Source organism: Patulibacter sp. NPDC049589, assembly GCF_040675535.1.
Taxonomy (GTDB): Bacteria; Actinomycetota; Thermoleophilia; order Solirubrobacterales; family Solirubrobacteraceae; genus Patulibacter.
The window spans coordinates 1-17,547 of record NZ_JBFAPC010000121.1 but is presented as its reverse complement, the minus strand read 5'-3'; the positions used below and the strand labels follow the sequence as shown (position 1 = coordinate 17,547).

Annotated in this window: 21 protein-coding genes, 3 tRNA genes and 1 pseudogene; 9 read left to right on the top strand and 16 right to left on the bottom strand. The window is 72.6% G+C overall.

The features are described 5' to 3' along the window. Window positions 1-152: 152 nt before the first annotated feature. The 6 genes from AB0L40_RS19700 to AB0L40_RS19675 all read right to left on the bottom strand — a co-directional run bounded on the left by AB0L40_RS19700 (window position 153) and on the right by AB0L40_RS19675 (window position 2,570). On the bottom strand, window positions 153-914 hold the full coding sequence (locus AB0L40_RS19700) for a hypothetical protein (protein ID WP_364358438.1): 762 nt from the start codon (window positions 912-914) through the stop codon (window positions 153-155). A 165-nt stretch (window positions 915-1,079) separates the two neighbouring features. Further along, a tRNA-His gene (locus AB0L40_RS19695) sits at window positions 1,080-1,152 on the bottom strand. A gap of 75 nt (window positions 1,153-1,227) precedes the next feature. Next, on the bottom strand, window positions 1,228-1,503 hold the full coding sequence (locus AB0L40_RS19690; RefSeq protein WP_364358435.1) for a hypothetical protein: 276 nt from the start codon (window positions 1,501-1,503) through the stop codon (window positions 1,228-1,230). A gap of 89 nt (window positions 1,504-1,592) precedes the next feature. Continuing rightward, a tRNA-Arg gene (locus AB0L40_RS19685) sits at window positions 1,593-1,666 on the bottom strand. Between the two features lie 26 nt (window positions 1,667-1,692). Further along, entirely contained in the window at window positions 1,693-2,361 is a 669-nt protein-coding gene (locus AB0L40_RS19680; RefSeq protein ID WP_364358433.1) for a sterol desaturase family protein, read from the bottom strand. 135 nt (window positions 2,362-2,496) lie between these two features. Further along, window positions 2,497-2,570, bottom strand: a tRNA-Pro gene (locus AB0L40_RS19675). A 104-nt stretch (window positions 2,571-2,674) separates the two neighbouring features. On the opposite strand from AB0L40_RS19675, the gene AB0L40_RS19670 reads away from it, so the two are divergent. Together AB0L40_RS19670 and AB0L40_RS19665 are read left to right on the top strand one after the other, a co-directional pair. Beyond that, complete coding sequence (locus tag AB0L40_RS19670) at window positions 2,675-3,088, top strand: OsmC family protein (RefSeq protein ID WP_364358430.1); 414 nt, start codon at window positions 2,675-2,677, stop codon at window positions 3,086-3,088. 13 nt (window positions 3,089-3,101) lie between these two features. Beyond that, on the top strand, window positions 3,102-3,680 hold the full coding sequence (locus tag AB0L40_RS19665; protein ID WP_364358441.1) for a CoA pyrophosphatase: 579 nt from the start codon (window positions 3,102-3,104) through the stop codon (window positions 3,678-3,680). A gap of 87 nt (window positions 3,681-3,767) precedes the next feature. On the opposite strand, the gene AB0L40_RS19660 is transcribed toward AB0L40_RS19665, so the two are convergent. Beyond that, window positions 3,768-4,265: an NAD(P)H-binding protein gene (locus AB0L40_RS19660; RefSeq protein ID WP_364358427.1), complete on the bottom strand. Its 498-nt coding sequence runs from the start codon at window positions 4,263-4,265 to the stop codon at window positions 3,768-3,770. A gap of 175 nt (window positions 4,266-4,440) precedes the next feature. Between AB0L40_RS19660 and AB0L40_RS19655 the strand changes: the two genes are divergently transcribed. Beyond that, window positions 4,441-5,889, top strand: coding sequence for a wax ester/triacylglycerol synthase family O-acyltransferase (locus tag AB0L40_RS19655; RefSeq protein ID WP_364358424.1), 1,449 nt, complete (start codon window positions 4,441-4,443; stop codon window positions 5,887-5,889). Between the two features lie 285 nt (window positions 5,890-6,174). Here the strand turns inward: AB0L40_RS19655 and AB0L40_RS19650 are convergent, their stop codons facing one another. The 5 genes from AB0L40_RS19650 to AB0L40_RS19630 all read right to left on the bottom strand — a co-directional run bounded on the left by AB0L40_RS19650 (window position 6,175) and on the right by AB0L40_RS19630 (window position 11,166). Further along, window positions 6,175-6,408: a cytochrome c oxidase subunit 4 gene (locus tag AB0L40_RS19650; RefSeq protein ID WP_364358421.1), complete on the bottom strand. Its 234-nt coding sequence runs from the start codon at window positions 6,406-6,408 to the stop codon at window positions 6,175-6,177. Window positions 6,409-6,547: 139 nt separating this feature from the next. Next, window positions 6,548-7,465 (bottom strand): heme o synthase, encoded by a 918-nt coding sequence (locus AB0L40_RS19645; protein WP_364358418.1) that lies wholly within the window; start codon window positions 7,463-7,465, stop codon window positions 6,548-6,550. A gap of 40 nt (window positions 7,466-7,505) precedes the next feature. Continuing rightward, window positions 7,506-9,176, bottom strand: coding sequence for a cytochrome c oxidase subunit I (ctaD, locus tag AB0L40_RS19640; protein WP_364358415.1), 1,671 nt, complete (start codon window positions 9,174-9,176; stop codon window positions 7,506-7,508). A 26-nt stretch (window positions 9,177-9,202) separates the two neighbouring features. Beyond that, window positions 9,203-10,228, bottom strand: a complete 1,026-nt coding sequence (gene coxB, locus AB0L40_RS19635) for a cytochrome c oxidase subunit II (protein WP_364358412.1) — start codon at window positions 10,226-10,228, stop codon at window positions 9,203-9,205. A gap of 116 nt (window positions 10,229-10,344) precedes the next feature. Next, window positions 10,345-11,166, bottom strand: coding sequence for an enoyl-CoA hydratase-related protein (locus AB0L40_RS19630; RefSeq protein ID WP_364358409.1), 822 nt, complete (start codon window positions 11,164-11,166; stop codon window positions 10,345-10,347). Window positions 11,167-11,281: 115 nt separating this feature from the next. On the opposite strand from AB0L40_RS19630, the gene AB0L40_RS19625 reads away from it, so the two are divergent. The 3 genes from AB0L40_RS19625 (at window position 11,282) to AB0L40_RS19615 (ending at window position 13,800) form a co-directional block, all read left to right on the top strand. Further along, a complete protein-coding gene (locus AB0L40_RS19625) occupies window positions 11,282-12,220 on the top strand; it encodes a phosphatase PAP2 family protein (protein WP_364358406.1) in 939 nt (312 codons plus the stop codon). 205 nt (window positions 12,221-12,425) lie between these two features. Then, window positions 12,426-13,403, top strand: coding sequence for a thioredoxin-disulfide reductase (trxB, locus tag AB0L40_RS19620; RefSeq protein WP_364358403.1), 978 nt, complete (start codon window positions 12,426-12,428; stop codon window positions 13,401-13,403). A 235-nt stretch (window positions 13,404-13,638) separates the two neighbouring features. Next, window positions 13,639-13,800 carry a hypothetical protein gene (locus AB0L40_RS19615; RefSeq protein ID WP_364358400.1) on the top strand — a complete coding sequence of 54 codons (162 nt, stop codon included), beginning with the start codon at window positions 13,639-13,641 and terminating at the stop codon, window positions 13,798-13,800. Between the two features lie 113 nt (window positions 13,801-13,913). On the opposite strand, the gene AB0L40_RS19610 is transcribed toward AB0L40_RS19615, so the two are convergent. After that, window positions 13,914-14,354: a CBS domain-containing protein gene (locus AB0L40_RS19610; protein WP_364358397.1), complete on the bottom strand. Its 441-nt coding sequence runs from the start codon at window positions 14,352-14,354 to the stop codon at window positions 13,914-13,916. A gap of 154 nt (window positions 14,355-14,508) precedes the next feature. On the opposite strand from AB0L40_RS19610, the gene AB0L40_RS19605 reads away from it, so the two are divergent. From AB0L40_RS19605 to AB0L40_RS19595, 3 genes are read left to right on the top strand one after another with little or no spacing between them, the layout of a single operon-like run. Next, window positions 14,509-14,910 (top strand): helix-turn-helix transcriptional regulator, encoded by a 402-nt coding sequence (locus tag AB0L40_RS19605; protein ID WP_364358394.1) that lies wholly within the window; start codon window positions 14,509-14,511, stop codon window positions 14,908-14,910. A 35-nt stretch (window positions 14,911-14,945) separates the two neighbouring features. Next, window positions 14,946-15,224 carry a hypothetical protein gene (locus AB0L40_RS19600; protein ID WP_364358391.1) on the top strand — a complete coding sequence of 93 codons (279 nt, stop codon included), beginning with the start codon at window positions 14,946-14,948 and terminating at the stop codon, window positions 15,222-15,224. A 32-nt stretch (window positions 15,225-15,256) separates the two neighbouring features. Continuing rightward, a complete protein-coding gene (locus AB0L40_RS19595; RefSeq protein WP_364358388.1) occupies window positions 15,257-15,790 on the top strand; it encodes a hypothetical protein in 534 nt (177 codons plus the stop codon). Between the two features lie 155 nt (window positions 15,791-15,945). On the opposite strand, the gene AB0L40_RS19590 is transcribed toward AB0L40_RS19595, so the two are convergent. The 3 genes and pseudogenes from AB0L40_RS19590 to AB0L40_RS19580 all read right to left on the bottom strand — a co-directional run. Beyond that, on the bottom strand, window positions 15,946-16,644 hold the full coding sequence (locus tag AB0L40_RS19590; RefSeq protein WP_364358385.1) for a hypothetical protein: 699 nt from the start codon (window positions 16,642-16,644) through the stop codon (window positions 15,946-15,948). A gap of 293 nt (window positions 16,645-16,937) precedes the next feature. Then, a complete protein-coding gene (locus AB0L40_RS19585; protein WP_364358382.1) occupies window positions 16,938-17,351 on the bottom strand; it encodes an HIT domain-containing protein in 414 nt (137 codons plus the stop codon). A gap of 9 nt (window positions 17,352-17,360) precedes the next feature. Further along, window positions 17,361-17,547: pseudogene (locus AB0L40_RS19580) on the bottom strand (CCA tRNA nucleotidyltransferase); the annotation flags it as partial.

The following is a 17,547-nucleotide window of genomic DNA, read 5'->3' as shown; positions in this document are numbered from 1 at the left end:
GGTCGCTGAACGGTCCGCGCGCCGCGTCGCCCGGTCGGGGCGGCCCGCCCGGTGGCCGGTCGCCGAGGCCCGGGAACGGCCGCGGCGCCCGTGAGGGCGCCGCGTGGTCCTGCTCGATGCCGCGCTGCCGCGCGGCCGGGTGCCGGTCCTGATCAGCAGGTGGCCGTCAGCGCGACCTGGCGGTCGACGGGTGCCGGGTCGGTGTTGGAGTCGCCGGCGCTCTGCACGCGGACGCGGATCTGGGTGGTGCCGACGTTCTCGACGGTGGCGGTGGAGCCCGGCGTCGCGTCCGTGCCGTAGACCGTGGCCTGCGGGACGCACTTCGAGATGTCGGCGTCGGCGGTCACGAGGTAGCGGCCCGCCGACTCGCGGGCGCCCGTCGTGAAGCCGGTCGCGTTGGCGAGCGCGCCGTCGGCGCCGATGACCGTCTTCTTCGTGCCGGCCTTCGCGGCGGCGACCGCGGCGTCGACGATCTGCGACGCGTCCGCGCCGTCGACCTTGTCGGCGTTCAGCCCGGTGGCGACGCCCGTGGCGTTCGTCGTGAACGGGGCGGCCTTGCTCTTGTCGGAGAGCGTCGTCGTGATCGTGCCGCCGACGGTGCCGCGGAAGCGGAAGTTGAACGCCTGGCCGCTGCTGAGGTTCGAGGCCTCGATGCAGCCCTTGCCGGCGTTGGCCGCGCGGCAGCCGTAGATGGCGCCGCCGCCTGCGCCCAGGTTGGACTGGCGGGTGCCGAAGCCCGAGCTGCTGGCGATGACCTTGGTCTCGGACGAGAACGTGCCGTTGCGGTGACCGCCGACGACCGACTTGCCGTCGCTGGCGCCGACGGCGAGCGGGGCGGCGATGGCGACGGACACGGTCGCGGCGGCGGCGACGGTCAGGACGCGGCCGGTGAAGGCGTTGCGGATGCGGGACATGGGGGTGTCTCCTCGTGCTGGGGGTGCGTTACACCTCCACCAACCGCACCCGGGCGACGGAGTTGCGGTGCGCGCCGAAATGCCTGCGCGATGCAACGTCCTGCCCGTCCGGCCCCGGAACGAGCGACGGCGCCGCTGCGAGGCAGCGACGCCGTGTGCGCGAGGGGCGAACGACGGGGCTCGAACCCGCGACCGCCTGGACCACAACCAGGAGCTCTACCGACTGAGCTACGTCCGCCGCGCGCTGGTCAAGATATCGCGTTGCCCGCCCCGCCGTCCGCTGGGCCGCCCCGCTCTGGGTGCGCGGGTGCCGTCACTGGACGATGCAGGGCACCGACGGGCTGCCCTTGACCCGGAACTTCAGGGAGGTCACGAGCTTCGGCTTCTTCTTCTGGTACTTCGAGCAGAGCTCGTTCGCGCCCGCGACGTCGGGGGCGTTCAGCACCTGGTTCTGCTTGACGGCCGGGAGGTTGCGGATCTCCTGCTGCTCCTTGTCGGCCTTGCTGTCTCCCCCGCCGCCGCAGCCGGCCACGGCGATCGAGGCGACGACGAGCAGCGGGACGACGAACGGGCGGCGACGGACGTGCATCGCGCGAACCTACCCGCAACGCGCCCGGGATGTGCCCGCCGTACGCGTCCCGCCCGCGGCGCGGCGCGACGGGCCGCGGTCTGCAGAGGCGCCCCCACTTGGATTCGAACCAAGGACCTGCGGATTAGAAGGCCGCTGCTCTATCCAGCTGAGCTATGGGGGCAGGCGTCCGGTCCGGACGCGACCAGGCTACCGGGAGCGCGAGTCGGGACGCTCGGGCGCCGTGCGGAAGACCAGGTCCCACCAGGGCGCGCTGATGCCGAAGCCCCGGGTGTCGTCTTGGAAGTGGTGGCGCATGTGCTTCTCGCGCAGCCGCCGGCCGAACGCGGTGCGCGGCGTGTGATGGTGCAGCGCGTGGTGGGTCATGTCGTACGCGAGGTACCCGATGAGGAAGCCGACGCCGACCGCGAGGCCCGAACCCGTCCCGAAGAGCAGGACGAAGACGAGGACGAACGCCGCGGATCCCGGCACCGAGACCGCCGGCGGCATGACCAGCCGCAGGGGGTCGTTGGGATGGTCGTGGTGGACCCCGTGGACCATCCAGTGCAGGCGGGCGCCGAAGCCCTGCTCGGGCTCGATGTGGAAGACGACCCGGTGCGTCCAGTACTCCACGAGGCCCCAGAAGAGCCAGCCGGCGAACGCGAGGCCGACGAGCGACGGGACACCGACACGGGACTCCGCGGCGAGCGCAACCAGCACGATCGCCGGGACGAAGACGAGGACCGGCACGACCGGGTGCACGCGCGTGACGCGGTCCACCGTCGGCGTGCGGAACATCGGCGGCGACGCCTTCAGCACGTCGGTGCGGGTCGCCGGCGCCGGGGCCTCCGCGGGTGGCTGCTGCACGTCGACCGACACACCGACATCTTGACACGTCGCTTCGGGTGACCGAACCGCGCTGGCGATCCGGATCCTGCGCTCGTCGGGGGCCGCCGGGCACGGAGTCGGGTGTCGGGCCCTGCCCGTCCCGTCCCTCCGCAGTCCATCTCGCGATCGGGGCGCCCGGATTCGAACCGGGGACCCCCGACACCCAAAGTCGGTGCGCTACCAGGCTGCGCCACGCCCCGTCCCTGCCGGGCGAGTATAGGCGTTCGTCCGCGCGTCCGGACCGGCGCTCCGCGGTGGCATACTGGAACCTCGGCCTCGATCCCGGACTCATGAGGGAACAACGATGCAGGTCAACGCTCGCGCGAACCGCGACGATCATCTCCGCCACACCGTGCGGATGCGGCACCACACCACCACCGTCGACGAGCCGGTGGAGATGGGTGGTGAGGACTCCGGCCCGACCCCGCAGGAGCTCATGGCCGCCAGCCTGGCCTCGTGCACGGCGATCACCCTGCAGATGTACGCCGACCGCAAGGGCTGGGACATCGGCGACATCGAGGTGGAGTGCAACTACAAGCCCGCCCCCGAGCGCGGCTGTCCCACGCGCTTCGAGCTGATCATGCGCGTCGACGGCACGATCGAGGACGACCAGCTCGACCGGCTGCGCGTCATCGCGACCAAGTGCCCGGTGCACCGCGTGCTCGACGGCGAGGTCATGTTCGACGAGCGCGTCGAGCGGGTGGCCCACGTCGCCTGACGCGCGGGAGCGCATCCGCGCCGCGCTGCTCCCGACGGAGCAGGCGGCCGAGCTCGCCGCCCACGGGTCCACGCGGGCGGCCGTCCTCGTCCCGCTCGTCGAACTCGACGGGCGCCTCCACGTCGTGCTGACGCGGCGCCGCAGCGACATGCGGCGCCACGCCGGCGAGATCTCGTTCCCGGGCGGCCGCTCCGACCCCGGGGACCCCACCCCCACGGCGACCGCGCTGCGCGAGGCCGAGGAGGAGGTCGGGCTCCCCCAGGGCAACGTCGAGGTGCTCGGCGCCCTCTCCCCCGTGGGCACGTTCGTCACGGGCTTCGCCGTCTACCCCGTCGTCGGCTGGGTCGACCATCCCGGCGAGTGGCAGCTCTCGCCGCGCGAGGTCGACGTCGTCCTCGAGCTCGAGCTCGGCGCGCTGCGCGACGGCTACGAGCGCCGCCGGCTGGTCCGCCGCGGCGTCCCCTTCACGACGGACGCCTACGTGGTCGGCGACCACGTCGTGTGGGGCGCCACCGGGCGCATGCTGACCGAGCTGCTCGAGCGGCTCCCGCCGGACCTCGTCGGCGCCGCCGGGCAGGGTGCCGTCCGCTGAGCCCACGGGCCGACGCTCCGCGCCGGCCCTGGAACGCCGCGGCCGCCGGATCCCGTCGTGGGCCCGTCGCCAGGGCGCGCGCCGGCCTCAGCCGCGGTCGCGGGCGAGGATCCGGTCGATCGCGTCGGCCGCGGACGCCGCCCAGCCGTCGACGTCGTCGGTCTCGTGGTGCAGCAGGCCCCACGGGATCTCGTTGTGGCGGCACATCTTCTCGACCGTCCGGGCGCCCTGGCTCAGGAGCTCGACCGGCAGCGTCCCGTTGCACTCGTAGAGGACGCCGCGCACGGTCGTGTCGATCGTCCGTTCCAGCAGCATCTCCAGGCGCGTCCCGTGCAGCGCGTGGACCCGGAGGGGCTCGCCGGTGGCGGTGCCCAGCGCCCACACCAGCACCGTCACGTTGTCGAGCGCGTAGCGCAGCGTGCCGATCCGGTCGGGGTCGCCGTCGAAGGCCTCGCCGCCGGCCGCAGCGATCGCCGCGTGCCGACCGGGGTCGCGGGTCACCACGCGGACGGCGTGGCCGTCGGCCGCCAGCAGCCGCGTCAGGGCGAGCCCGCGCTCGCCGCCGCCGATCAGGAGCAGCCGCACGACGAGGGGGAGGTTCGGGGAGCCATCCGGCGAGTCTAGGGGCCGCGCCGCCGCCCACCGCCGCCGGCCCGGGGTCGAGCGGGAGGGCGCCGCGCTCGGGGTCCGACGGGGCCGGAGCCGCTCAGACGTGGGGTACAGTCGGCGCCACGCCCGGCTCACCCCGCGTCTCCCACCGATGCCGCCGACACACCTCACCGAGCTGACCGCCGCCGACGTCTCGCTGCTGCGCGAGGAACGCGCCGCGTCGGCGCACATGCACGTCGGCGCCGTCTCCCTCTTCCAGGGACCCCCGCCGTCGATCGGCGAGCTCCGCGCGCACGTCCTCCACCGCCTGGAGCGGGTCCCGCGCTACCGGACGACGCTCGTGCGGCCACCGCTGGGCATCGGCCGCCCCCACTGGGCCGTCGACCCGAACTTCAACATCGAGTTCCACGTCCGCCACGCGGCGCTGCCCAGCCCCGGGGACGAGCGCGAGCTCCGGACCGCCGTCGCCCGTCTCTACTCGCAGCGGCTGGACCGCCGCCGGCCGCTGTGGGAGCTCTGGGTCGTGGAGGGGCTGGAGGACGGCCGCTTCGCGGTCGTCTCGAAGTCGCACCAGGCGCTGGTCGACGGCGTCGTCTCCGTCGACCTCCTGACGGCGCTGCTGGACCCCGAGCGGGAGCCCGCGCCGGTCGCCCGCAGCACCCGACCCGGCCGCTGGCTGGCCCCGCCGCTGCCGACCTCGGCCCAGCTCGTCGCTTCCGCCGTTCGCGACGCGGGACGCACCGTCGCGTCCCGCCCGCTGCGGCTCGCCGGCGCCGTCTCCCGCCCCGCGGAGGCCCTGGCCTCGGCCGCCGCCGGCGCCGCCGGGCTCGGGGGCCGGCTGTCGCTGCGGCTGAACCCCGCGCCGCCCTCCCCGCTGAACGTGCCGATCGGCCCCCACCGCCGCCTGTCGCGCGCGACCGTGCCGGTCTCCGACCTCAAGCGCGTCAAGGACACCTTCGGCGGCACGGTCAACGACGTGGTGCTCGCGATGGTCGCCGGCGGCATCCGCCACTGGATGACCGAGCGCGGGCTCCAGACGGTCGGCGTCGAGCTGCGCGCCGCGGTCCCGGTGGCGGTGCAGGCGCGCCGCCGGGAGTCCCGGCCGATCACGCTGCTCGTCGCGCCGCTGCCGATCGGCGAGCCCGATCCGCTGGTCCGCCTCGAGCGGATCCGGCGCGCGATGTCCGAGACCATCGCCACCCACCGGGTGCTGACGGCGGACCGCCTGACCACCCCGGACGCCGAGGAGTTCGCGCAGCCGAGCGTCCTCGCGCAGGTCTCGCGGCTGCAGATGGACGAGCGGCGGTTCAACCTGCTCGTCGGCAACGTGCCGGGGCCGCAGGACGACATGTTCCTGCTCGGCCGGCGGCTGGAGACGGCCGTGCCGATCCCGTTCCTCTCGGGCGACCGGGCGCTCGCGATCGCGGTGATGTCCTACACCGGGATCGTGGAGTTCGGGCTCCTCGGGGACCTCGACAAGCTCGCCGACATCGACGTCGTCGCCGCGGGCCTGGGGTCCTCGCTGGAGGAGTTGCTGACGCTCGCGCGCCGCGGTCGCCGCGCGCGGCGGGTCCGCAGCGCGGGGCCGTCGGCGGCCTGAGGGCCGGCGGGCGCCCAGAGCGCGCCCGTGGGGCCGGCCAAGCCGGCTCAGTCCCGCCGCACCGGGCGCCGGCCGAACCCCGGCGTCGGGGCGGCGACCGGCGGCGCGACGGGCCGGCGACTAGATGATGGATTCCACGATCTCGCGGCGTGGTGCACGTCCCGGACGGCACCTGACGCCACCCGGCACCTCCGTCAGACTTCCAGTCTGGCTCTCGGCACCGTCCGACGCCAGGACACCGCCCGGAACGCACCCCACATCCACGATCTCCGTGGAATCACCCATCTAGTGGTCGTCGTGGTGCAGCGGGAGCGCGTTGGTCTCGCGGATCGCGTCGCGGACCCAGGCCACGAGGGTGCCCACGGTGATGATGAGTCCGACCGCGAGGATCCAGTGGCTGGTCGTGATGCCGACCAGCGCGATGGTCACGCCGACCGTGAGGACCAGCGGCTGCGCGCTGTTCCCGGGGAGGTGGATCTCGTCGCCGGCGGGCGGGACGGGCTTCTCGAGCTCGCTCATGGTGCTCCTAGGAGACGTAGATCACGGCGGCGACGAACGTCAGCAGGAACATCACGAGGATGACGATGCCGGCGATCATCGCATCGCGCAGGTTGCGCTTGGCGAGGTTGCGATCCATGTGAGGGTGCTTCTTCCGGGGTCAGATCTTGGCGTCGAGGACCATGCCGGCGAACAGCACCGTCAGGTAGATCAACGCGTAGAGGTGGAGGGACAGCGCGGCGGCGCGGGTGCCCTTGCGCAGCAGCACGAACGACTGGCGCATGAGCTCCGCGCCGAGCAGCAGCGCGATGGCGAGGTAGATCGTGCCGAAGGCGCCGGTGATGACCGGGACGACGGACACGAGGACGGTGATCGCGGACCAGATGACGATCGCCTTGAACGTGTAGGCGTCGCCCTTGACGACCGGGAGCATCGGGATGCTCGCGGCCGCGTAGTCGTCCTTGATCAGCATCGAGAGCGCCCAGAAGTGCGGCGCCGTCCACGCGAAGACGATGGCGAAGGGATACAGCGAGTCGACGGCGAAGCCGCCGGTGACCGCGGCCCAGCCGACCATGGGCGGGAACGCCCCGGCCAGCCCGCCGATGACGATGTTGTTCGTCGTCCGGCGCTTGAGCCACATCGTGTAGACGCCGACGTACCAGACGAACCCGGCCAGGGCCAGGAGCGCGGCCGTGATGTTCGCCGCCAGCGCGAGGAGGAAGAACGACGCGATCGTCAGCCACAGGCCGACCCAGAGGGCGACGTGCGGCTCCATCCGACCGGATGGGATCGGACGGTCCTGCGTCCGCTCCATCAGCTGGTCGATGTCGCGGTCGTACCAGTGGTTGACGGCGCTGGCGCCGCCGGAGGCGAGCGAGCCCCCGACGACGGTCCAGAGCACGAGCCACGGGGACGGGCTGCCGGCGGCGTACATCGCGGTGATCGTCGTCAGGAGCAGGAGGACCTGCACCTTCGGCTTCGTCAGCGCGACGAGGTCCGACACGAGCTCGCGCGTGGTGGAGGCGACCGGCGTCGGTGTCGTGGACCTCTTCGACGGTGCGGAGACGGTGGTGGACATGCGGGTCACCTCCCTCCGCTGCGGCTGTGGGGAGCGTGGGTCACGCGGAGACCGGCTTCGTCTCGTTGTTGCGGCGCTCGATCTCGGCGCGGATGTCCTTCATCGGCTCCACCGAGCGGACGCGCGGCACGGAGTCGAAGTTGTTCTGCGGCGGCGGCGACGACGTGAACCACTCGAGCGTGTTGGCCTTCCACGGGTCGGGACCCGAGACGGCGCCGTGCTTGAGGCTGCGGAGCGCGTTGATCGCGGTGATCAGGATGCCGACGCCCAGGATGAACGCGCCGATCGTCGAGATCAGGTTGTAGATCGCGAGGTTGCCGATGTCGGCGTACTCCGGGATCCGTCGCGGCATGCCGTCCATGCCGATCGAGTGCTGCACGAGGAACGTCGTGTGGAACCCGACGAGCATGGTCCAGAAGCTGATCTTGCCGAGCTTCTCGTCCATCATCCGGCCGGTCATCTTCGGGTACCAGTAGTAGAGGCCCGAGAAGACCGCGAACACGGCGCCGCCCATCAGGACGTAGTGGAAGTGCGCGACCACGAAGTACGTGTCGTGCAGCTGCCAGTCCACCGGGTAGATCGCCAGGATGACGCCCGTCACGCCGCCGATGAGGAACGTGCCGAGGAAGCCGACGGCGAACAGCAGCGGCGTCGCGAAGATGATCGTCCCCCGCCACAGCGTGCCGATCCAGCTGAAGATCTTGATGCCCGTCGGGATCGAGATCAGCATCGAGCTCACCATGAAGAACACGAGCACGACGCTCGGGCTCGGCGTGGTGAACATGTGGTGCGCCCACACCATCAGGCCCAGGAAGGCGATGGTGAGGGTCGAGGCCGCGATCGCCTTGTAGCCGAAGATCGGCTTCCGGGCGAACACCGGTAGGACCTCCGAGATGATGCCGAAGCCCGGCAGCACCATGATGTAGACCTCTGGGTGTCCGAAGAACCAGAAGAGGTGCTGCCAGAGGAGCGGGGATCCGCCCTCCGCCGGGTCGTAGAAGTTGGTGCCGAAGTGGCGGTCCGTCAGCAGCAGCGTCACGGCCGCGGCGATCGCCGGGAGCGCGAGGATCAGCAGGACGGAGTACGTCAGGATCGTCCAGCAGAACAGCGGCAGGCGGCTCCAGGTCATGCCCGGGGCGCGCAGGTTGGCGATCGTGACGTAGAAGTTGACCGAGCCGACGAGCGAGCCGATGCCCGTCAGGTGGACGAGGAAGATCCAGGCGTCCACGCCGCCGTTGGGCAGGTAGTCCTTCGATGCCAACGGGACGTAACACGTCCAGCCGCACTCCGGCGGGTTGAAGAACACCGAGGCGTAGAAGACGAGGCCGCCGGCGGCCAGCATCCAGAACGAGAGGGCGTTCAGCTTCGGGAACGCCATGTCCCTCGCGCCGATCATGAGCGGCACGAAGTAGTTGCCGAAGCCCGCCATCACCGGGACGACGAACAGGAAGATCATCGTCGTCCCGTGCATCGTGATCAGCTGGTTGTACGTCTTGAAGTCCAGGAGCGTGTTGTCCGGGACCGCCAGCTGCAGACGGATGAGGAGGGCCTCGACCCCACCGACGCCGAAGAAGGCGAAGGTGAGGACCAGGTACATGATCCCGATCTTCTTGTGATCGGTGGTGGTGACCCAGTCGACCCAGCCCTTGACGGGCTTCTCGACGGAGTGGGCGACGACCTGAGGGATCGGCGTGGCGGTGACGGTGGCCATGGGAAGTCTTCCTCGTTACCGGACGGCTAGCGCTCGGCGCCGGCGGGCGCGGCGCTGTCGGTGCTGGGCGCCGACGGATCGGCGCTCGTGGTGTCGGAATCGACCGCGGCGGCGGCCGCGGCCTCCGCCTTGTCGGACTGCTGCTGCTCCTGGCGGAACTTCACGGCCGCCTCGTGCGCGGCGACGAGGTCGGCGGACTGCCGGTCGAGCCACTCCTGGAACTTGGCGGGCGTGACCGCGCGGACCTGGGCGGTCATGTTCGCGTGGTTGCGGCCGCAGAGCTCGGCGCAGTTGCCCTTGAAGACGCGGCCGTTCTCGCGCTCGTCGTCGTTGCGCAGGGCCTTGGCCGGCACCTTGAACCACGTGTGGTTCGTGTAGCCCGGGAGCGCGTCGGCCTTGCCGCCGAGCTGCGGGATCCACCAGGCGTGGCCGACGTCGGAGCTGCGGATGTCGAGCGTGACGGTGGTCCCGGTGGGGACGACCATCTCCTCGTACGACTGCACGTTGTTCTGGCGGTCCGCGTCCTTGTCCGGGTACGTGAAGCGCCAGGCGTACTGCTGCCCGTTGACGTCGATGTTCAGCGACTGACCGTTGGGCGGCAGGAGATCCTTGTCCTTCGCCGTCTGGTACTGCGAGACGTCGAAGCCGTCCTTGTCCGAGTTGTCGGGGTTCCGGATGCCCGGGAGCATCAGGAACGTGACGATGCCGAGCACCAGGACGATCGCGGCGGCGCCGGCCGTCCAGCCGATCTCCAGTCGCGTGTTGCCGTGGAGCTGCTCGGCGACGGCACCCGGCCGAGCGCGGAACTTGACCATGGCGTAGACGAGGGCGCCGAAGACCGCGATGAAGATCACGACGCCGACGCCGAAGACCACGGCGTAGAGCGTGTGGATGCGATCCGCGTTCGGAGAGCCGCCGTGTTGCGGCGCCCAGAACGAGGCTGAGGCTGGTCCGGCGGTGACGAGCGTCAGGCCGATCGCGAGGGCGATCGCCGACGTCGCAGTGCGCCAGGAAGCCCTTGTGAGGTGAGGGATCCGGTTCAAGCGTCGCAAAGCGCGCTCGATTCTAGTGACGGAGTGCACGGGAAGGAACCACCCTCGGGTCGAGGGGCGGGAACCCCCGTGGCAACGGGCTTTCCGGGCGTGGCATCGGGAGCGGGAGCGCGCCGTCAGCGGCCGACGTAGGTCGGCTGCTCCTTCTTCATGAACGCTGCGACGGCTCCGGCGAAGTCCTCGGAGTCGCCCAGGAGGCCCTGCTCGCGGGCCTCGATCTCGAGCACCTCCTCGAGGTTCCGGACGACCTGCGCGTTGAGCGCGCGCTTGATCGCCGCGTGGGCGGCGGTCGGCCCGGCCGCGAGCTCGCGGACCTGCTCCTCGATCGCCTCGCGGAAGCCCTCGGTCGGCCGGACGCGGTTGACGAGGCCGATGGCCAGTGCCTCCTCCGCGCCGACGGCCCGGCCCTCGAACATGATCTCCGACGCGCGCGTCCAGCCGACACGGGCGACGAGGAAGATCGACGCCCCGCCATCGGGGCCGAGGCCGATCTTCGTGAACGCGTGGTTGAGCTTCGCCCGCTCGCTGACCGTCACGAGGTCGCACGCGAGCGCGAAGGACATCCCGATGCCGGCCGCCGTGCCGTCGACGCCCGCGAGGACCGGCTTGGCGAGCCGGCGCACTTCGCGCATGATCGGGTGGTACCGGTTGTGCAGCACGGCCTCGAGGTCCGGGCGGCCCGACGGGCGCGTGGGCATGCCCTCCCCCGTGACGGACCCGAGGTCCGCGCCGGCCGAGAATCCGCGGCCCGCGCCGGTGACCAGCACGGCCCGGACGTCCGAGTCCGAGCAGGCCCGCAGCGCGGCCACGAGGTCGACGCCGACCTGGGCGTCCCACGCGTTCAGGACCTGCGGCCGGTTCATCTCGACGATCGCCGCCGCGCCGTCGCGGAGGAGATTGACCGTCTCGTACTCGTGCACCGTCTGAAACGCGCTCATGCGCGCCAGGATGACACACCGTCGAGCGTCGTCTGGCTGGCTGGCCAACCGGCCGGGCGTGCGGCACGGAGGCGGCCGCCGGTGCATCGCGGTCCCCCGCTAGGCTCCCGCCCTCGTGACGTCACGGAAAGTCATCCGCGCGGCAGCATGGGCCGCGGTCGGCCTCGGCGTGGCCGCCCCACTCGCCCGCCGGCGCCTGCGCCTGAAGCCCGCGGTGGTGCTCGCGACCGCGGCGTCGGCTCCCGTGGCGGTGACGTTCCTGGCCCCGCGCTCCAGGGCGCGCGACGCCGTCGTCTGCACGCTGCAGATGTGGGCCTACTTCGCCGCGTACGAGATGCCGGCGGACGATCCGGAGCGCTTGCGCGGGCGCGTGCGCGTGGACTACCCCGTCCGCACCGACACCGTCCTCGGCGCCGGCCGCATCCCGACGGTGCGCCTGCAGCAGGCCCTGCACCGGGACGGCGAGTTCCAGTGGTGGGAGAAGGTCCTCTGCTGGAGCCACTGGGTGTGGTTCGCGGTCCCCCACTCCACCGCGCTGTACGTGATGTTCCGGCACCCGGAGCAGTTCCCGCGCGCGGCGGCCCGGATCTACGCGACCTTCGACCTCGGCGCCGTCGTCTACTGGGCCGTCCCGACCGCCCCGCCGTGGTTCGCGGCCGAGGCCGGCCGGATCGACTTCGGCCCGGACGGCCGGCCGCTGCGCCGGCTCATGCGCGAGTACGGCGAGGAGCTCTTCGGCGACCGCTGGCCGCAGCTCTACGACGCGCTCGGCGGCAACCCCCTGGCGGCGATGCCCTCCCTGCACTTCGGCACGTCCGTCGCGTCGGCCCAGGTCCTGCGCGACACGGGCCCGATCGCTGGGGCCATCGGCTGGGCCTACGCCTCCACGCTCGGCTTCGCGCTGATCTACCTCGGCGAGCACTACGTCACCGACCTCGTCGCCGGCGGCTCGCTGGCCGAGGGCGTCCGCCGGGCGACCCCGCGGGCCGCGGGTCCGCTGCGGAGCGCGGGCGACGCGATCGCCCGCTGGGCCGGCCGCGCGCGGGCCGCCTGAGGACGCCGCCCCAGCCCGCCCGCCGCCATCCCGCGGGGCGGTCCGGCAGACCCGCCGGGGACCGGACGCCTCGCGGCCACGTACCTTTGAGGACGTCGCCACCGCGCCGGGACACCCCCTGGCGCCCAGGCACTTCATTTTGTAAAGTGTAGGAACAGGGCGGTGCGCGACCGCGCCCGCCCGACGATCGAGAAGGAACCAATCGATGCCGGATCCCGAGAACGTCATCATCATCGGCAGCGGCCCCGCCGGCTACACCGCCGCGCTCTACACCGCGCGTGCGGAGCTTCAGCCCCTCGTCATCGAGGGCTGGAACTGGGGCGGCCTGCTCCAGCAGACGACCGACGTCGAGAACTTCCCGGGCTACCCGAAGGGGATCCTCGGCCCGGACATGATGCAGGACCTGCGCGACCAGGCCGAGCGGTTCGGTGCGCGCCTGAAGACCGAGCAGGTCACGAAGGTCGAGCTCTCGAACGAGCCGGGCGGCCTGCACTCCGTCTGGGTCGACGACACCGAGTACCGGACGCGGGCGGTGATCGTCTCCACCGGTGCCGAGCACCGCAAGCTCGGCGTCCCGGGCGAGGACGAGCTCTCCGGCCGAGGCGTCTCGTACTGCGCCACGTGCGACGCGGCGTTCTTCAAGGACCACGACACGCTGATCGTCGGCGGCGGGGACTCCGCGATGGAGGAGGCCATCTTCCTCGCGAAGTTCGGGCGCTCCGTGACGATCGTGCACCGCCGCGACGAGTTCCGGGCGTCGGCGATCATGGTCGAGCGGGCGCGCGCGGTGGAGAACATCCACTTCAAGACGCCGTTCGAGGTCGAGCGCTTCGAGGCCGCCCCCGGCGACGGCCTGAAGCCGCTGTCGACGGTCGTCCTGAAGAACACCGTCTCGGGCGAGACGGAGACGATGGAGATCACCGGCGCGTTCATCGCCGTCGGCCACGACCCGCAGAGCGAGCTCGTCGAGGGGCAGCTGACCACCGACGACGAGGGCTACGTCGTCGTGGAGGGCGTCACGACCGAGACGTCCAAGCCGGGCGTCTTCGCCGCCGGCGACCTCGTGGACCCGTCCTACCGCCAGGCCATCACGGCCGCGGGCTCCGGCTGCAAGGCCGCCCTGGACGCCGAGCGCTACCTCCGCGACGTCCCCGTCCTCGCCGACGACGTCGCCACCGTCTAGGGACGGGGCGGCGGCGCTCCTCCGGGAGCGCCGCCCCGGCGCAGGGATCCGGCTCCGGGCGCCGAAGCTCCCCGGAGCCGCCGCGTCCGCCCGCAGCGGCCCGTCCTCCGGGACCGGACGCCCGGCGTCCGCGTCGCCGATCACCGCCCCGGAGACCCCGGTGACGAGGATCACCCGGAATTCCTGCACTTCGGCGGAACCAAACGCCGTCTGCGGTGTTCCTAGGAGGTAGACCATGGATCAGCACACGTACAGCTTCCCCAAGGTGTCCCCGGCCGACCCGCACGAGTTGCGGGAGAGCCTGCGCGCCACGCGCCGCGAGGCGTCCGACGACGCGGCCAAGAGCCGCCGCGACGCCGAGGGCCGTCGCCCCCGGCAGGACGCGCGCCGGCCCTAGACGGCGCCGCGGCCACTCGAGGCGGCCGCTCCATCGGAATTCCGCGCCGCCGCCGCGCCCGCGCCCGCATCCGGGGCGACGCTGCGTGCGCGCCCCGCAGCAGGGGCGCGAGCTCACGCGATGCCGACCACCCCGTGGTCGACGGCTCCGCCGGCGTTGCGCCGCGCGTCGAGCAGGCCACGCTCCCCGGCCCACGAGCGGGCGATGTCGCGCACCGACAGGACCCCCACGACGTCCGGGCCCTGCATCACCACGAGGTGCCGGAAGCCCCCGTCGACCATCGCCGCCGCCGCGTCGTCGAGCGACCACGTGGGCTCGGCGTAGACCACCGACGTCGTCACGTGCGAGGACACCCGGACGTCGGCCGGGTCCTCCCCCGCCGCGACCGCCCGCAAGACGTCCCGCTCGGTCAAGATGCCCGGCCCCGCGCCGTCGGGATCCATGACGATCGCCGCCCCGACGTTGCGGTCCGCCATCAGTCGCGCGGCCTGCCGGAGGGTGTGGCCCGGCCCGACCTCGACGACCAGCGGGCTCATCGCGTCTCGTACCAGCATGTCCCAACTCTCCCGGATCGTGTGCAGATCATCACGTGTGCTCGTGCAGATCTGCACAAGCACGTCGAGTGTACCCCACCCGTCGACGCAGGTCGATGCACGAGTTGCACGATCGAGTGATCCCTGGACCGAGCTGTGCCGTACCCCCAGTGACATGCGGCGTCCCGACACGATCTTCATCCGTACGGCCCTGTATGAGGAGGCCGTCTCCGTCCTGCGCGAGGAGTACGCCTCCGACCTCACGGTCGCCGAGCTCGCCGATCGCGTCGCGTGCTCGTGCCGCCAGCTCCAGCGGGCGTTCCACGACATCGGCGGCACGAGCTTCCGCTCCGCGCTGATCGAGATCCGGATGGAGGAGGCCGCCGAGATGCTCGCGCGTGGCCCCGTGTCCGTCCGCGAGGCCGCCCGATCGGTCGGCTACCGCCAGCCGGCGCAGTTCGCGAAGGCCTTCCGCCGCCACCACGGCGTCGCCCCGTCGCAGTACCGGATCGGCCGTCACATCGGCCGTCTGCGCGACCTCCGCGAGGCCGCCGAGCGGCCCACCGTCGCGGCCTGACGCCCGGCCCCCTCCAGAGCAGGTAGATTTCGCGCATGGCCGCACGTCAGCGCTACCGGTTCCGCGCGCCCTCCACGGGCCGCGAAGTCATCATCGAGGCCCAGCCCGGGCACACCTACCGGGACCGCGAGACCGGCGAGACGCTCGACGTCGTCGGCAAGCTCGTGCCGCTCGCGCCGAGCGCGTCGAACCTCCCCTGGTCGATCGAGAACCTGCGCCACTGCCCGCACTGCGGCCAGATGGCCCAGCACGACCTGAACGACTGCCCCACGTGTGGCCGTCGCATGTCCCCGGTCGAGTCGACCACGGCCTGATTCCCGGGTCCCGGGCCGCGAACCGGACCGACATGGACATCGCCCCGCTCCGCCGGCTGCTCCTCGTGGGTGCCCTGTGCGCGAGCGCGGCCGGCCTGACCGCCTGCGGCAGCAGCGAGCTGGCCACCGACATCAAGCCGAAGACCTCCCCCGCGCTCTCCTCGCCCACCGGCGAGGGCCTCGCGCCCGGCGCGGGCGACCAGGCGTCGAACGTCAGCGACCTGCCGACGACCACGACCGGCACGACCGGGCCCACGCCCGCGTCGGACCCCTCCGACGGCGACGCCGACCCGTCGAGCTCCTCGGACACGACGTCGACGGACTCCGACTCCGACGCGTCCTCCGGCAGCTCCGACACGACGTCGACGGACTCCGGCGCGGCCGCCGGCAGCGGCGGCACGGGCGGCACCGCGACGCCGAGCGGCGGCGGCGCGGGCACCTCGACGTCCGGGTCCGGGTCGACGAGCACGTCGACGACGCCCAGCACCGGGTCGGGCGACGGCGGCGGGGCGACGCCGAGCGAGTTCGGCGAGTTCTGCGACACGAACCCCGGCGTCTGCCGCTGACGACCCGTCGCCGGTGGCCCGGGGGCCTTCCGGCCCCGGCGCCAGGACGGCCGGAAGCGCTGCAACAGGGCCGCGGGAACCTCGGCGAGCGGGCTCCCGTGGGACGTCCGCGGGCCGGCCGGCGCCCGTCGGGACGCCGCGGCCCCTCTCCCGTCCTACTTCGCGGTCTTGCTCGTGACGGCGGGCGTCGGCACGAGCGTGGCCGTGTAGGCCATGCGCTCGGCCTTGTAGAGGCAGTTGAACGTCCCGGTCTTGCCGATCGAGAGCGTCGTGTCGACGTAGTAGTCCTTCTTGCGCTCGTCCGTCGTGCCGCCGCAGCGGCCCGTCGGACGGCTCGCGCGCCACGAGGTGTTCGTGCCGTAGCCCTGCACGAGCGTCGGTGCCCACGACGGGACGCTGAGGCCGATGACGTCGCCCTTCTTGACGGCGAGCGACGTCGGCAGGGCGAACGTCGCCTCGCTGCCGAAGTACGGGTCGAGCTTCTTGATCGACGAGCCGGCGACGACGGACGAGGAGACGCTCTTGCCGCGGCGCAGGATCACGAGGCCGGCGCTCGCCCGGCCGAGCTGCTTCTCGAGGGCCTTGCGGTCCGTGTCCGACGGCGCGCCGAGGTTGATGCTCCAGGCCACGATACGGCCGTTGGCCGGGACGACGTAGACGTTGCGGTTGCCGTCGACGCTCGTCGGCAGCGCGGTGGTGCGGGTCACGACCGAGCAGGCGTCCGGGCACCGGGGCGGGCGGCCGTCGGTCACGGCGCCGACCTCGGTGATCTTGGCCGCTGACGCACCGGCCGGGACCACCGCCAGGGCGGTGACCGCGAGGCCGAGGGAGACGACGGTACGACGACTGCTCATGGTGATCGAAAACCCTCCGGAGGGCTGGAAGTTGCGGCTGGGCGGAGCTCCGGGGGCATCCCGGCGGCCCGGTCGGCCGGCGGCGGAGCGCGGAGGCCGCGCGCGACGGGGTCGTCGCACGACGTTCGCCGCGGGCGCCACGGGACCGTCCGGGGGACGGCCTCGCGCCGGATCATGCCCGATCGCCGGCGACCCGTGGGGGCTGCAATCCGGCGACCGCGGGGCGGGGTGGTACCGGGATCGCGCCGGCCGCCATGGGCCCCGCGGTGCCCCGGGGCCGGCGGCCCCGGCCGTCAGGCCGTCAGCGCCGCGTGGGTCGCGGTGATCTCGTCGCGGTCGCCCGGGGCCGGGATCCAGGGGAGGCGGAGCGGGTCCTCCGCGTAGCGCGGGACGACGTGCACGTGGAAGTGGAAGACCGTCTGCCAGGCGCCGGCGCCGCAGTTGTTCAGGAGATTCACGCCGACGACGTCGAGGCGCTCGGTGATCGTGGCGGCCACCCGCCGGGCCGCGGCGGTCGTCCGGGCCAGGGTCTCGTCGTCGATCGTCAACAGGTCGCGGTGGTGGTCCTTCGGGATGACCACGGTGTGGCCGGGCGTCGCGGGGTTGACGTCGAGGAACGCCACGGTGTCCTCGTCCTCGGCGACGACGAGCGAGGGCAGCTCGCCGGCGACGATCTTGCAGAAGATGCAGTCCGGATCCTGGGCCATGGATCCACCCTACCCGGCGTCGGCGGCGGTCTCCGGGCCGGCCGCGTGCAGCCGCGCCGCGAGGTCCGTCGCCTCGGCGGCCGTGCCGATCAGGCCGGCGTCGTGGGCGATCGCGATCCGGCGCAGGAGGCGCCCGAGCTCCGGCCCCGGGCGCAGCCCGAGGGACGCCGCCAGCACGTCGCCCGCGACGGGAGGC